Source organism: Pseudomonas sp. JL3 (genome assembly GCF_031570575.1).
Taxonomy (GTDB): Bacteria; Pseudomonadota; Gammaproteobacteria; order Pseudomonadales; family Pseudomonadaceae; genus Aquipseudomonas; species Aquipseudomonas cucumis.
The window spans coordinates 348,874-362,520 of record NZ_JAKWJK010000002.1; the positions used below are offsets into that span (position 1 = coordinate 348,874).

Consider the following 13,647-nt stretch of genomic DNA (forward strand, 5'->3'; position numbering starts at 1 on the left):
CAGCCTAAATCGAGAGTGCCATGAATACAATAATGCTCGCCAATAACCCTGCTGTAATCGTGGCCGGAATTTTCCTTGCCTTCGTTTTGCTAGAGCTTGCCTGTTCCTCGTTTCGTCAGTCGTCAGGCGGTAAACGTGACGTACTCATTGAAGTCGTCGGCTCCGGCATACTGGTGGCGATCACATTCCCTTTAGTCATGTGGCTTAGTGGCAAGATACTAAGTCAGGCCGTACCGGATATGAAGGACGCGTTGGCTGGAATCCCGTGGATTGCAGGATTTGTATTGTTTTTACTGCTGGATGACATGACCCAATATTGGTGGCATCGCCTGACTCACCGGGTTCCCGCACTTTATACGCTTCACCGTGCACATCACTCAGCACCCTATATGAGTGTACGCATCGTCTATCGCAACAACAGTTTCTACTATCTTCTGATGCCCGGTATCTGGCTATCTGGCATGCTGATATATCTTGGGCTTGCCCCCATTTATTATGTTTATTTGATTGTAAAGATGACTGTAATTTTCGCAGCGCACAGCAGCGTTGCATGGGACGACAAACTTTATCGCATCCCCGCGTTACGCCCACTTGTTTGGGTTTTGGAGCGAACCTTCTCCACACCCTCCACTCACTCTGCACATCACGGTTTGACTGCCGAGGATGGCGTTACCCATTACAAAGGCAATTTCGGCAACTTGTTGTTTTTTTGGGACGTACTGTTCGGAACCGCAAAAATTACCCGTCGGCGTCCGCCAGCCTACGGAATCGAACACTTGTCACCGATAAGCTGGAAAGAAGAATTGTTCTGGCCCATCGTGCGTTCCCGCCGTACCGCACCCAAGGTAAACGCTAACCAGAAGGTGGCGCGATGAGTCGTCATATCGTTCTGCTGTCTGGATCGAACAGATCAAACAGTCAATCAGTCAAGGTCGCCAGGTATCTGCGCGACCGATTAGAGAAACTTGAGCTGTGTGACTCAAGCGAACTGATCGACCTGGCGTCCAGTCGGCTACCGCTTTGGCCAGAAGAAGACACCGACAGAGTCTGGAATGCCCAGCAATCGATCCTCAAAAAAGCGACGGCACTGATCGTGATCAGCCCTGAGTGGAATGGCATGGCTTGCCCAGCCCTGAAAAACTTCTTTTTGTACGCGGGGCTTGGTGAACTTGGACATAAGCCTGCGCTGTTGGTCGGCGTTTCGGCAGGGCTTGGAGGGGCATATCCAATTGCTGAGTTACGCGCATCGAGCTACAAAAATAGCCGGATCCTGTATTTGCCTGAACAACTCATCATCAGGAACGTAGAGTCGATGCTAAACAGCGAAGAGCCTTCGGATGAAAGTGATAGCCGCATTCGGGCGCGTGCCGACTGGGCTCTGCAGTTACTGTGTCAATACGATGCCGCTTTACGCACCATACGACCTGCAATTAAACACCCCCCAGAGTTCTCTACCGGGATGTAAAGCCACGGATGCTAAAGATCGGGTTCTGCGTTGTTCTGATCCTTATTTTTTTGAGCTATCTGCATCTGTAATGGGATCAGCCCGCGGCTCACAATGACAACACGGTCAGCAGTGCGGTAGCCACTGCACCGCAAACTCATTACGTAGGAGGCCCCATGGGCAAGATGGCATTTTTCCTGGGCGGATTTCTTGTGTTGACCATTTTGATTGGGGCGCTCGCCACGATCTCTCCCGTTTAGTCTCTTCCTGCGATCAGCAAAAAGTACAACGCCTCCACACAGGGAGGCGTTGCGGGTTTTCAGCAATATTGCTCAGATCATCTCAAATCAAACCGATCCAGATTCATCACCTTGTCCCAAGCCGCAACGAAGTCTTTCACGAACTTCTCCTTCGCGTCGTCGCAGGCATAGACCTCAGCTAGCGCCCTCAACTGCGAATTCGAGCCAAACACCAGATCAACACGCGTGCCGGTCCATTTAAGGTCGCCGGTTTTCCGATCGCGCCCTTCAAACTCTTCATTGGCCTCCGACACTGGTTTCCATTCCACGCTCATATCGAGCAGGTTTTTGAAGAAGTCGTTGGTCAACGCTTCTGGCTGCTTGGTGAAGACGCCGTGTTGGGTTTGTCCGACGTTGGTATTGAGCACGCGCATACCTCCAATGAGCACGGTCATTTCTGGCGCGGTGAGTGTCAGCAGTTGCGCCTTGTCGATCAGTAAGGCTTCGGCCGGTACGCTGTAGCGGGATTTGAGGTAGTTGCGGAAGCCATCAGCGACAGGTTCAAGGTAGCCGAAGGACTCGACGTCCGTTTGTTCTTGCGAGGCGTCCATCCGGCCCGGTGTGAAAGGCACCGTCACGGTCTGGCCGGCATTTTTCGCCGCTTGTTCGACGCCGGCACAACCGGCCAGCACGATCAGGTCTGCCAGCGAGATTTTCTTCCCTGAGTTGTTGAACTCGTTCTGAATGCTCTCGAGTTTCGCCAGTACGCTCGCCAGTTGCTCAGGCTGGTTGGCCTGCCAGAATTTCTGTGGAGCCAGACGCAGGCGTCCGCCGTTGGCGCCGCCACGTTTGTCGGAGCCACGGAAGGTGGAAGCCGCCGCCCAAGCAGTTGATACAAGCTGCGAGACGGTCAGGCCGCAGGACTGGAGTTTGCCTTTGAGTGCGGCGACGTCGCTGTCGGTGACCAGGGCGTGGTCGACCGCCGGGATCGGGTCTTGCCACAGAAGTTCTTCGTTGGGCATTTCCGGGCCGAGGTAGCGGGAGAGGGGGCCCATGTCGCGGTGGAGAAGCTTGAACCAGGCCCGAGCAAATGCGTCGGCCAACTGGTCCGGGTTCGCCAGGAATCGTCGTGAAATCGGCTCATAAATCGGGTCGAATCGCAGGGACAGGTCCGTGGTCAGCATGGTCGGATTACGCCGCTTCGACGGGTCGTGAGCATCCGGAATAATGCCCGCGCCAGCACCGCCTTTCGCCGTCCACTGGTTGGCACCCGCCGGGCTCTTGGTCAGTTCCCACTCGAAGCCGAACAGGTTTTCCAGGTAGTTGTTGCTCCACTTGGTGGGCGTGGTGGTCCAGGTCACTTCCAGGCCGCTGGTGATGGTGTCGCCGCCCTTGCCGCTGCCGAAGGTGCTCTTCCAGCCCAGGCCCTGAGCTTCGAGGCCCGCGGCTTCGGGCTCGGCACCGACGTTGTCGGCAGGGCCGGCGCCGTGGGTCTTGCCGAAGGCGTGGCCGCCGGCGATCAGTGCCACGGTTTCTTCGTCATTCATCGCCATGCGCCCGAAGGTCTCGCGGATGTCCACCGCCGCAGCGACCGGGTCCGGGTTGCCTTCCGGGCCTTCCGGGTTGACGTAGATCAGGCCCATTTGCACCGCGGCGAGCGGGTTTTCCAGGTTGCGTCCTCCTTCGGTGCGGCTGTCCTCATTTTCCCCCGGCTCAGCAACGAGTGGGCCTTCGCCGGGTTCTTGCATGGGTTCTTTTTTGTCTTTGTCGTAGCGGGTGTCGCCGCCCAGCCACTTGTTTTCGGAGCCCCAGTAGACGGACTCATCCGGTTCCCAAACGTCTGGCCGACCACCGGAAAAACCGAAGGTCTTGAAGCCCATGGACTCCAGCGCGACGTTGCCGGTGAGCACGATCAGGTCGGCCCAGGAGATGTTGCGACCATACTTTTGCTTGATCGGCCAAAGCAGCCGGCGCGCCTTGTCGAGGCTGACGTTGTCCGGCCAACTGTTGAGTGGCGCGAAGCGCTGCTGACCGGAGCCGGCACCGCCACGACCGTCACCGACGCGGTACGTGCCGGCGGCGTGCCAGGACATGCGAATAAACAGCGGCCCATAGTGACCGAAGTCTGCCGGCCACCAGTCTTGCGAATCGGTCATCAGCGCGTGCAGGTCTTGCTTGAGCGCCTGAAAGTCCAGGTTTTTGAACGCTTCGGCGTAGTTGTAGCCCTCGTCCATGGGGTCGGACAGCCGCGAATTCTGGTGCAGGATCTTCAGGTTCAGTTGGTTTGGCCACCAATCGCGGTTCGTCGTGCCACCACCTGCGGCGGCGTGATTGAACGGGCATTTCGATTCATTTGCCATGTGTGCGCTACCTTTGGTCGTATTCATCCGGCTATCCGGCCCAGGGTGGGCGCGCAATAGCGACGAGCGAAATCAATGACATAGGCTGCAGGGCCAGCAGTTCGATCAATTGATCGTCGGGGTCACACGGGAAGTCTGGAGAGCAGCAATCGAGTTGCCAGCACGGTGGCCCACGGCAAGCCTAGTACGCTTCTGACTCATTCGTATCTTTTATCAAGTCTCAACCGGCCGGCTAACGCCAGCGCTCCAATAAGGTTAGACGCCTATAAAGCAGTCAGCTAATAGGTGGAGTATTGGGGGGTGATAGGCATTTTCTTTTATCTGGCCCGTCGCAATATTCTTCAGCGACGTTTCGAGGGCCGGGATTTGCGGTGGGTGTTTGGGCCTCTTCGCGGGCAGCACAGACACAGCAACTCTCGGATCAGCCCGGTATCGTATGATGAGCCCTTTCCATCGACGCCCACCCAAGGACCCATACCCGATGTCTTTAAGCAAACGCGATCAGGCCCACATCGAACGTCGCCTGATCACCACCCTGACCGAGGCGTGTGAAACCGCCAAAGCGGAAATAATCGGGTTCTGCTGGCTGACCCACGAAGTCGATTACGCGGTCTTTCCTGCCAGCCTGCGGGTGATCTGGGTCTTCGATACGCAGGCCAACAAGGATCAGGCGCTGGCGAACGGGCAGGGCGAACGCATGGTCGAACTGACGACCGTGGCGTTAAGCGAAGCGGACGTTCTCGTCAGCCCGGTAGCGGCCCATGTGCAGTTTGATTCTGAAGAGCAATGTCAGCGCGCCAATGCCGGCAACTGGCAGCAACGCCTGGCGCCCAAGCGCTCGACGCGGGGTTGAAGTGTGGCCAAGGATATCGAAAATCCGTGTGTTTCCATTTGCCAGCTGAGTGGTGAGCTGTGTGTCAGTTGTGGCCGCACCAAGGACGACATCAGAAAATGGAAACGCATGAAGCGTCCGGAAAAAATGGCGGCGGTACAGCGGGCGAGTTTGCGGTTGAAGGGGCTGCAGAAAAAATGAAGCGGTCAGGTCTGAAATTCTAGGCCTGTGCACAAACCTCTCGAACACAATCACGCAGCCACCGATGCGCTGAGTCAGCATCCATCCGTGGGTGCCAGAGCATCGAAATGGTGATCGGCGGCAGGTCGAACGGAAGGTCGAAACTGTGCAGGCCGGCGCGCAGGTTTCGGCTGTGTCGGGCGGGCACGGTGGCGATCAGGTCCGAGGCGCGAGCCAGCGCCAGCGCGGCCGAAAAACCGCCGACGATGGTGACGATTTCCCGCTCCAGTCCCAGCCCTTTCAAGGCTTCATCCATCGGCCCTTTATCGAGCCCGCGTCGTGAGACCAGGATGTGCCTGCCGGCGGCATAACGGGAGGCGGTGACCCTGCCTTGGCTCAGCGGATGCCCCGTGCGCACGACGCCGATAAAGCGATCCTCGAATAACGCCCGAGTGCGCACTTCCGGGCTCGTCGTGCCGCCGACCACACCGGTTTCCAGGTCGACGGAGCCGTCGCGAAGCGCGGTGCTGTCCTTGTTCAGCTTCTGCACAAAGTGCAAGCGCACGCCGGGTGCCTGTTCACTGGCACGGGCAATCAGCGCCGGGCCGAAGTTTTCGACAAAACCGTCGCTGGTGCGCAGCGTGAATGTTCGCACCAGTTGCTTGAGGTCGAGCTGTTCGGCGGGGCGTAAAACGGCTTCGGCGTCTTGCACCAATCGACTGACCTGTTCGCGCAGTTCCAACGCTCGGGGCGTCGGCACCAGCCCGCGTCCGGCCCGCACCAGCAGCGGGTCGCCCGTCGTTTCGCGCAAGCGCGCCAACGCCCGGCTCATGGCCGAAGGGCTCAGGCGCAGTCGTTGGGCGGCGCGTGCAACGCTGCCTTCGGCGAGCAGCACATCCAGGGTAATCAGTAAATTCAGGTCGGGAGTCGTCATGCTCCAACGTTAGCACGGCGTGCGGGTGACATGGCGTCAAACGCATCTATCAAGTGCAAGTGGTGCGTCTTCCGCCATATCACGCGCGGGCATACGCTGCTGATCTACCTTTCAGATGTGGCCAAACCATGAAACTCATCACTCAATCAGGCTCGGTCCGCTGGGCGCTCGCCAGTCTTTCGCTGTCGATGTTGATGCCCTCACTCGACACCAGCATTGCCAACGCGGGTTTGCCGACACTGGCCGAGGTATTCGATGCGTCCTTTCAGCAAGTGCAGTGGATCGTTCTGGCGTATCTGCTGGCGATCACCACGCTGATAGTCAGCGTCGGAAGGCTGGGCGACATCGTCGGTCGTCGGCGTTTGCTGCTGACGGGCATCGGCATTTTTACCCTGTCATCGCTTGCTTGTGGTGTGGCGCCGTCGCTTGGGTCGCTGGTCGGCGCCCGAGCAGTGCAGGGGCTCGGGGCGGCGATCATGCTGGCGCTGACCGTGGCATTTGTCGGCGAGACGGTGCCGAAAGCGCAGACCGGCAGCGCCATGGGATTGCTCGGAACGATGTCGGCGATAGGCACCACGCTGGGGCCGTCGCTCGGTGGGATGTTGATCGCGGGCATTGGCTGGCAGGCGATTTTTCTGCTCAACGTACCGCTGGGTATTCTGAATATCTGGCTCGCGTATCGCTATTTGCCGGCGGATGCACGGCGGGCGAAAGCGCGGTGGGTGGGGTTCGACAAGGCAGGTACGTTGCTGCTGGGGGTGACGCTCGGGGCGTATGCGCTGGCCATGACGATCGGGCACGGTGATTTTGGTTTGCTCAATATCGCGCTGCTGCTGACGGCTGTTTTCGGCGCCGGGTTTTTCATAGTTGTGGAGGCCAGAGTTGCATCGCCATTGATTAAATTGGCGCTGTTCCGTGAGCCGGGCCTGAGCGCGAGCCTGGCCATGAGCACGCTCGTTTCGACGGTGATGATGGCGACGCTGGTGGTCGGGCCGTTTTATCTTTCGGGGGCGCTTGGCCTGGGTACGGCGCTTGTCGGCCTTGCCTTGTCGGTCGGCCCGTTGGTGGCGGCGCTGACCGGTATGCCGGCCGGTCGCCTGGTGGACCGTTTTGGCACTCGGCGCATGACCCTTGTCGGGCTCGTCGCAATGGCGCTCGGCACAGGTGCTTTATCGATGATGCCGGCGGGTCTTGGCATCCTCGGTTACCTGGCGCCCATCGCGGTGATCACGGCCAGCTACGCGTTATTTCAGGCGGCCAACAACACTGCGATCATGACCGACATCCACCCGGACCAGCGCGGCGTGATTGCCGGCATGCTCAGCCTGTCGCGCAATCTCGGCCTGATCACCGGGGCCTCGGTCATGGGCGCGGTGTTCGCCTTTGCATCGGCGACGGCAAACATCACCACGGCATCTCCGGCCGCCATCGCAAACGGGATGCGGATAACGTTTGCCGTCGCTGTAGTCTTGATCGTTCTGGCCCTTGTTGTCGCGCTGACGCTGCGCGTTTCACACTGCTGCACCGTGTGCAGTAATGAACTGCAATGAAGCTGTATTGTTCACTTTAGATCGAGTGCCGATACTTCCCGTACATTGCGCAGATGGGCTGCGCTGAAGTGAAGGAAGCTCAGCGATCATCGCCGCATTCTCTGCGCTTCACCAAGTTACATAGCACAGCACGGCTTACCGGCCAGCCCGAAAGAACTGACCGAGCACAACTGCCTGGGCTTTACCGGCCTTGCGGCGTTTCCTGAATGGCGCTTGTCGAAGGGTGATCGGCAGGAGAAGGTCATCACCCGGGGAACCTTGACCTCGAACGACGGCGAAGCGTTGCTCGCCGCAGCCAAGGCCGGCGTCGGTATTTTGGGCGCCGGTGAGTGGCTGATGAGCCGGGAAATCGCCAACGGCCAGATGGTGCGCGTTCTGCCGGAGTGGGATCTGGATGCCCAGGGCGGGATTTATCTGGTGCGAGCATCCGCCGCGTTCACACCGGCAACGCTCATGGCTTTCAAGGAGTGGCTGGAGGCCAGATTTGCGCAAAGGCCGCCTTGGCTTTTCGTAGGAGCCAGCGGTGCGGCGATCCGACTTGCCGGCGAAGGCGCTCTTTAGGACGCCTTCGCCGGCAAGCCTGACTCCTTACAGGGCGTTTTTTATGTGCATGATAAAAGTCACATCAAGGTATTTGCGGCATCCCCAACAGGCCGGTCAGGGTATTGATAATCGCTTGTTGCCGGGCACGATCTGTCTGATGCACGGCTTCTGCGGCGGCGACATCGGCGGCACAGTGAGGGCAGGTCACTTCGTGCGCATGGATGTATTGCAAGCAGCCCCGACACAGCGCCAGTTGCGGTGGAATACGTCCTTCATCCGGTGATTTCTGGCCCTGATTCGCCCAGGCCAGTTTGATCACCTGGCCACTGTCGCTGACGCTGTTGACCTTCTCGCCGGTATCGATGCGTTCGGTGATCAGGTCAAAACGTCCGACGGCGAAGGAGGTCTTTGCCGCGTCTTCGAGTTTGACGATGCGCTCGCGCAGCCCGCGCTTTTGCAGGTCCAGCGCGCGGTAATGGCAGTAAGGGTTGTTGCCGGGTTTGCCAAGCAGGGAGTGCGACGTCCAGGTGCAGCCGCCACGGCAGACGTCGTTGTAGTAACAGCTTCGGCAGTAACCCCACAGGTCGTCGACACCACGCAGGCGGCCAAAGTGCATGCCTTCGCTGTAATGCCAGATGTCGTGCAGGCTCATGGTGCGTACGTTGCCGCCCGAAAATCCCACCGTTGCCAATGACGGGCAACCCTTGACGGTGCCGTCGGCTTCCAGCGCCAGCACGGTCTGGCCGGCGGCGCAGCCGCTCCAGTGCACGCGCTCGTCACCGAAGCCACGCCACATGTGTTCATAAGGACCGTAGTAACCAATGTTGTTGCCCACGTTCATCAGCAGGCCGCGGTCGACACCTTCGCGATACAGACGCGCCAGCAACGGCATTACTTCCAGCAGTTGATACGGCTGCAATAACAGCTCCGGGTGATCGACGGCATTGCCCATGGCGACCGTTAGCTGGATCTGCCAGTGAGTGGCGCCGAGGTTGATGATCAGGTCCATCAGCTCGGGCAGATCGGGCAACGTGGCTGCGCCGATTTGGGTGTTGACGCTCACCGCAAGCCCGGACTGTTTGGCCCGTCGCAAGGTGTCTACCGCTTTGTCGAACGAGCCCGGAACATTGCGCACCGCGTCATGCAGCGGGGCCAGTCCATCCAGTGAAACGCCGACGCCATTGAGCCCGGCATCCACCGCTGCCTGCATTTTCGCCGGCGTCAGGTTGCGTCCGCCGGTTTGTATGGCGCAGTACATGCCGTGATCGTGGATGGCCTGGATCAGTTGCGTCCAGTCCTTGCGTAAATAGGCTTCACCGCCGATCAGGGTGACCTCGCGGGTACCGAGCGCCGCGAGGGAATCGATGACGTCCAGGCATTCCCGGGTGTTCAATTCGTCGGGGCGTCGATGGCCGGCGCGTGAGCCGCAATGCAGGCATTTGAGATCGCAGGCCAGGGTGATTTCCCAGACCACATGCACCGGCACGTAGCGTTTGAGGTCGGTTTCACTGAGGTAGCGGGCAGGGCGACTGTCTGACATGGAAAATCCTTGCGCACGACGCGTGCGCGGCACGAATCCATCGAAGTGTTCGCGCCTTCCTTGGGCAAATGGCGCGAGCGGATTTACCTTTTGTTGTTGGTCAATGGGCGCGGAACCTGTGGGAGCGGGCAAGCCCGCTCCCACAAGGATTGCGTTTACACCCTGGGCTTAGCGAGCCTCCAGCCGAGCGATTTCAACGTTCAACTGGTCCAGTGCGTTGCGCAGCGCGCCGCTGTGGGCCAGTTGCTGTTCACCCTGGCTTATCACGGCCTTCAGTTGCGCCAGGTCACCGCTGGCTTGCGCTTGCTGTACCGCGACGGCGTAGAGCGGCACCGCATGGTGCGGATGCTCTGGGCGCACAATAACGGGAGCCTGGCTGACCGCTGCGTGTTTTACGTAATGCCAGTGGCCCTGTTCCTGATACTTGTAGTCGGCATAACCGCTCGCCCAATCGCCGCCTAAAATGCCCTTCAAACCGAAGGTCTGGGCGATCTGGCTGAGAGGGCCGCTCGGGCTGCCCGCCAGGGTGAGGATGATGTGGTTCTCCGCCGTCGGCACCAGCTTGGCTTCTGAGTACTCACCCCATACACGTGCACGGAAGTTGAGCGGTGGGTAGGTGCTTTGGAAAATACTCGCAATCCCGCTGACTTTTTTCTTGGCGGTATCCACTAGCAGATCGAGGGTTAAAACCGGGGCGCCCAGCAGGTGATTACTGACATTGAGGCGGGTATGAAAAAGTCCGATTGACATGGTGCTACTCCCTTATTTGTATTCAAGACAAGTCGGGCATATTTCGTAGTCGAGTCAGCGGCGCTCCTGCCGGCTGATTTCTTCCTTGGCCGTTTCAAGCGCCGTCTGCAGTTGGGGTTGCTGATCCAGTTGCTGCTGGGCCAGGCGCGACAGGTTTTTCATCTGGGCCAGGTCGCCGCTGGCCATTGCACTTTGAATCGGTGCGGCGTACAGCGGCATGATCGGTGGATACGATGACTCCGGCGGAATCACCGGGCCTGGCTCCAACGGCAGCGGGGAGACGTGGGACGGCACCGCCTCAATGAGATGGGCGGGAGCATTGTTGACCTCGACCCACTGCTGACCATTCAGGTACGAATAGTTGGCGACGCCTTCCTTCCAGTCAGTGCCCACCACCAGTTGAATCTTGAAATTCACGATGGAGTTCGAGCCTGAGCCGCCGTGATTGCCTTGGGCGGTGATCAGGATTTTGCTGATGCCGGGTGACATGACTGTCAGGTAGGTGTACTCGCCCCAGACATCGGAATGCACATCCAGCGGCGGGTTGGTCGCCTGAGTGATTGCAGCGGTGCCGTTTACAGTTTCATCAGGGGTAAAGACCAGAAGATTGAGTGCCAGACTTTGTGCACCCGGCATCGAAGTACCAATTCGGTAGCCGAGCGGGAACAAACCGACAGGTTGCTGATTAGAACCAGACATGGTTATTGCCTCCATTGCAATAAGGGGAGCGGAAATAGCTGTTAGTGCTTTTCCAGGCGTGCGACTTCCTTGGCCAGCTGCTCGTAAGCGTTACTTAGCTCTGTGTTTTCTGGTGTGGATGCATCGCGTTGTTTCAATAGCGCCTTCATTTGCGGCAGGTCGCCTGCCTTGATCGCGCTTTGGATGGCCACCCCATAGGGGGGCATGCTATGGCGAGTTGAACTGCTCATAACGATTCCTTCCGTGGTGTTTACGGGCACTGCTGTCATCAGCAGTTTTTGCAGTTAAGCAGGCGCGGATAAATATGCAATGGCCAACGGAAGAGTAATTTTTAATATTATTTTATTAATCGCGATGGGTTAGTAGACGGTATGTTCAATATTAAGATTGGCGATGAAGGAAGGCCTGTTCAGTTGCTTCTTCATAAGCCTTAAGTTCCTTATCGCCATTGTTCGCACTTGATTAAAACAGTGTCGCTAAGACAAGTAGCGCCGAAACCAGGCCAGTGTTCGGTCCCAGGCAAGCCTGGCGGCGGCATCATCGTATCGAGGCGTGGAATCGTTATGGAAACCGTGGTTAACGCCGGGGTAGATATAGGCTTCATAGGTCTTGCCGGCCGCTTTCAACGCCTGTTCATAGGCGGGCCATCCTTCATTGATGCGCGTATCCAGTTCGCCATAGTGGAGCAGCAGCGGGGCTTTGATTCTGGGGACATCTTCAGCCTTTGGCTGACGGCCATAAAAGGGCACGGCGGCCCCTAATTCCGGATAGGCCACGGCCGCGGCATTGGCGACTCCACCGCCATAACAGAAGCCGGTGATGCCGACTTTCCCGCTGGTGGCGTCGTGTTTCATCAGCCACTCAATGGCGGCGAAAAAATCATTCATGAGTTTTTCCGGGTCGACGGTCTGCTGCAATTCCCGGCCTTTGTCATCGTTGCCGGGATAGCCGCCCACCGATGTCAGGCCGTCAGGGGCGAGTGCGATGAACCCCGCTTTGGCAAGGCGCCGAGCGACATCCTCGATGTAAGGGTTGAGCCCACGGTTTTCATGCGCGACCACCACCGCCGGCACCTTGCCGGTGGCTTTCGCAGGGCGCACCCAATAACCACGAACCTGCCCGTGACCCTTGGGCGAGGGATAGGAGATGTACTCGGCGATGATGTCCGGGTCGGTAAATTGCACCTGCTCGGCCAGCGCATAATCCGGGCTCAGGGCGGCGAGGAGGGCTGTGGCCGTCAAGCCGCCCAGGGTGAACAGCGCCGCACGATCAAGAAACTCTCGCCGGTTGATTTTGCCGTGGGCGTAGTAGTCGTAGAGTTCGAGCAGTTCAGGGGCAAAATCTTTCGCCGTGAGACGGTCCATCTGCGTGCTTCCTGTTGGTCGAGTTCGGTTTGCGCTACTTCACAATTGCGCTAGAGCCGGCCGTGGAACGCCGCGTCGAAAATTTCTGCCGCGCCAGTTCGTGTCAACGGCAACGGGTTGCCGCCGGCGCAGGGGTCGACAATCGCCATGTCCGCGATCAGATCGGCCTGCTTGTCATCAACCCCCAGTTCAAACAGCGTATGGGGCACGCCGATGTCTTTGCGCAGCTTGAGGACGAAGGCCAGAAAGCTGTCGAAGCCCGGGGAGGGCAGTCGCAAATAAGCCGCCAGACGGGTGATGCGTTCCTCGATGGCCGGGCGATTGAACTTCAACACATAGGGCATGAAAGTGGCGTTGGTCATGCCATGGTGGGTGTCGTACAGGGCGCCCACCGGATGCGCGAGTGCGTGCATGCCACCCAAGCCTTTCTGGAAAGCGGTGGCGCCCATCGCGGCAGCTGCCAGCATTTGCGCGCGCGCGTCGAGGTCGGAGGGGGTGTGTACGGCGCGTACCAGCGCATTGGCCACCAGGCGCATGCCTTCCACCGCAATGCCTTCGGCCATCGGATGAAAGCCGGGAGCGCAGTACGATTCCAGACAGTGGGCAAACGCGTCCATGCCAGTGCCGGCAGTGACTTTTGCCGGCATGCCGATGGTGAGGGCCGGATCGCTGATGACCACCCGTGGCATCATTTTCGGATGGAAAATGATGCGTTTGGTGTGCGTACGTTCGTCGATGATCACCGCCGCACGGCCGACTTCGGAACCGGTGCCCGCGGTGGTCGGCACTGCAATGACCGGGGCGATGCGGCTTTCGTCGGCGCGTGTCCAGTAGTCACCGATGTCTTCAAAATCCCAAACCGGTCGGGTCTGGCCGCTCATGAACGCGATGAGCTTGCCCATGTCCAGGCCGCTGCCACCGCCGAAGGCGACTACGCCATCGTGTTTGCCGGCGCGCCAGGCATCGAGCCCACCCGCCAGATTGGCTTCAATCGGATTGGGCTTGAGGTCGCAAAACAGCGCGACACCGAGGCCGGCAGAGCGCAAGGATTCCACCGCTGCCGTGGTGATCGGGGCACGCGCCAGGCCACTGTCGGTGACCAGCAACGGTCGCTGGATCCCTTGGCTGCGGCAGACTTCGGCCAGCTCGGCGATGCGGCCGACGCCAAAGCGGATGCTCGTGGGGTAGTTCCAGTTCGCGGTCAGGCTCATG

Annotated in this window: 13 protein-coding genes and 1 pseudogene; 6 read left to right on the top strand and 8 right to left on the bottom strand. The window is 59.1% G+C overall.

The features are described from left to right. Nucleotides 1-20 precede the first annotated feature (20 nt). Together MMG91_RS04910 and MMG91_RS04915 are read left to right on the top strand one after the other, a co-directional pair. Nucleotides 21-875: a sterol desaturase family protein gene (locus MMG91_RS04910; RefSeq protein ID WP_310658917.1), complete on the top strand. Its 855-nt coding sequence runs from the start codon at nucleotides 21-23 to the stop codon at nucleotides 873-875. Further along, nucleotides 872-1,465 (top strand): NAD(P)H-dependent oxidoreductase, encoded by a 594-nt coding sequence (locus MMG91_RS04915; RefSeq protein ID WP_310658918.1) that lies wholly within the window; start codon nucleotides 872-874, stop codon nucleotides 1,463-1,465. Before MMG91_RS04910 ends, MMG91_RS04915 begins: the two co-directional genes overlap by 4 nt. Nucleotides 1,466-1,781: 316 nt before the next feature. Here the strand turns inward: MMG91_RS04915 and katG are convergent, their stop codons facing one another. Beyond that, the gene (gene katG / locus MMG91_RS04920; RefSeq protein ID WP_310658919.1) at nucleotides 1,782-4,070 is read right to left on the bottom strand and encodes a catalase/peroxidase HPI; all 2,289 of its coding nucleotides are present in this window, start codon (nucleotides 4,068-4,070) and stop codon (nucleotides 1,782-1,784) included. Nucleotides 4,071-4,524: 454 nt separating this feature from the next. On the opposite strand from katG, the gene MMG91_RS04925 reads away from it, so the two are divergent. Then, the gene (locus MMG91_RS04925) at nucleotides 4,525-4,896 is read left to right on the top strand and encodes a hypothetical protein (RefSeq protein ID WP_310658920.1); all 372 of its coding nucleotides are present in this window, start codon (nucleotides 4,525-4,527) and stop codon (nucleotides 4,894-4,896) included. A 3-nt stretch (nucleotides 4,897-4,899) separates the two neighbouring features. After that, entirely contained in the window at nucleotides 4,900-5,076 is a 177-nt protein-coding gene (locus MMG91_RS04930; RefSeq protein ID WP_038982653.1) for a DUF1289 domain-containing protein, read from the top strand. Between the two features lie 19 nt (nucleotides 5,077-5,095). Here MMG91_RS04930 and MMG91_RS04935 read toward each other — a convergent pair whose 3' ends face one another. Beyond that, complete coding sequence (locus tag MMG91_RS04935) at nucleotides 5,096-5,989, bottom strand: LysR family transcriptional regulator (RefSeq protein WP_310658921.1); 894 nt, start codon at nucleotides 5,987-5,989, stop codon at nucleotides 5,096-5,098. Nucleotides 5,990-6,117: 128 nt separating this feature from the next. On the opposite strand from MMG91_RS04935, the gene MMG91_RS04940 reads away from it, so the two are divergent. Then, nucleotides 6,118-7,539 carry an MFS transporter gene (locus tag MMG91_RS04940; protein WP_310658922.1) on the top strand — a complete coding sequence of 474 codons (1,422 nt, stop codon included), beginning with the start codon at nucleotides 6,118-6,120 and terminating at the stop codon, nucleotides 7,537-7,539. Nucleotides 7,540-7,611: 72 nt separating this feature from the next. After that, nucleotides 7,612-8,100 (top strand): annotated as a pseudogene (locus MMG91_RS04945) (substrate binding domain-containing protein); the annotation flags it as partial. Between the two features lie 64 nt (nucleotides 8,101-8,164). On the opposite strand, the gene MMG91_RS04950 reads toward MMG91_RS04945, so the two are convergent. The 6 genes from MMG91_RS04950 to MMG91_RS04975 all read right to left on the bottom strand — a co-directional run bounded on the left by MMG91_RS04950 (nucleotide 8,165) and on the right by MMG91_RS04975 (nucleotide 13,646). Further along, the gene (locus MMG91_RS04950) at nucleotides 8,165-9,622 is read right to left on the bottom strand and encodes a GDL motif peptide-associated radical SAM/SPASM maturase (RefSeq protein ID WP_305502354.1); all 1,458 of its coding nucleotides are present in this window, start codon (nucleotides 9,620-9,622) and stop codon (nucleotides 8,165-8,167) included. Nucleotides 9,623-9,790: 168 nt separating this feature from the next. Continuing rightward, nucleotides 9,791-10,372, bottom strand: coding sequence for a DUF1842 domain-containing protein (locus tag MMG91_RS04955; protein ID WP_310658923.1), 582 nt, complete (start codon nucleotides 10,370-10,372; stop codon nucleotides 9,791-9,793). Nucleotides 10,373-10,426: 54 nt separating this feature from the next. Beyond that, a complete protein-coding gene (locus MMG91_RS04960) occupies nucleotides 10,427-11,071 on the bottom strand; it encodes a DUF1842 domain-containing protein (RefSeq protein ID WP_305445997.1) in 645 nt (214 codons plus the stop codon). Nucleotides 11,072-11,112: 41 nt separating this feature from the next. Beyond that, entirely contained in the window at nucleotides 11,113-11,301 is a 189-nt protein-coding gene (locus MMG91_RS04965) for a DUF1843 domain-containing protein (RefSeq protein WP_305445996.1), read from the bottom strand. Nucleotides 11,302-11,547: 246 nt separating this feature from the next. Beyond that, a complete protein-coding gene (gene yghX, locus MMG91_RS04970; protein WP_310658924.1) occupies nucleotides 11,548-12,435 on the bottom strand; it encodes a YghX family hydrolase in 888 nt (295 codons plus the stop codon). Nucleotides 12,436-12,485: 50 nt separating this feature from the next. Further along, entirely contained in the window at nucleotides 12,486-13,646 is a 1,161-nt protein-coding gene (locus MMG91_RS04975) for an iron-containing alcohol dehydrogenase (protein ID WP_305445995.1), read from the bottom strand. Nucleotide 13,647: the final 1 nt, after the last annotated feature.

Bases quoted from the DNA above. Each gene is read 5' to 3' on its own strand.
- MMG91_RS04910 (WP_310658917.1), top strand. From the start codon at position 21: ATGAATACAATAATGCTCGCCAATAACCCTGCTGTAATCGTGGCCGGA.
- MMG91_RS04915 (WP_310658918.1), top strand. From the start codon at position 872: ATGAGTCGTCATATCGTTCTGCTGTCTGGATCGAACAGATCAAACAGT.
- katG (WP_310658919.1), bottom strand. From the start codon at position 4,070: ATGAATACGACCAAAGGTAGCGCACACATGGCAAATGAATCGAAATGC.
- MMG91_RS04925 (WP_310658920.1), top strand. From the start codon at position 4,525: ATGTCTTTAAGCAAACGCGATCAGGCCCACATCGAACGTCGCCTGATC.
- MMG91_RS04935 (WP_310658921.1), bottom strand. From the start codon at position 5,989: ATGACGACTCCCGACCTGAATTTACTGATTACCCTGGATGTGCTGCTC.
- MMG91_RS04940 (WP_310658922.1), top strand. From the start codon at position 6,118: ATGAAACTCATCACTCAATCAGGCTCGGTCCGCTGGGCGCTCGCCAGT.
- MMG91_RS04950 (WP_305502354.1), bottom strand. From the start codon at position 9,622: ATGTCAGACAGTCGCCCTGCCCGCTACCTCAGTGAAACCGACCTCAAA.
- MMG91_RS04955 (WP_310658923.1), bottom strand. From the start codon at position 10,372: ATGTCAATCGGACTTTTTCATACCCGCCTCAATGTCAGTAATCACCTG.
- MMG91_RS04960 (WP_305445997.1), bottom strand. From the start codon at position 11,071: ATGTCTGGTTCTAATCAGCAACCTGTCGGTTTGTTCCCGCTCGGCTAC.
- MMG91_RS04965 (WP_305445996.1), bottom strand. From the start codon at position 11,301: ATGAGCAGTTCAACTCGCCATAGCATGCCCCCCTATGGGGTGGCCATC.
- yghX (WP_310658924.1), bottom strand. From the start codon at position 12,435: ATGGACCGTCTCACGGCGAAAGATTTTGCCCCTGAACTGCTCGAACTC.
- MMG91_RS04975 (WP_305445995.1), bottom strand. From the start codon at position 13,646: ATGAGCCTGACCGCGAACTGGAACTACCCCACGAGCATCCGCTTTGGC.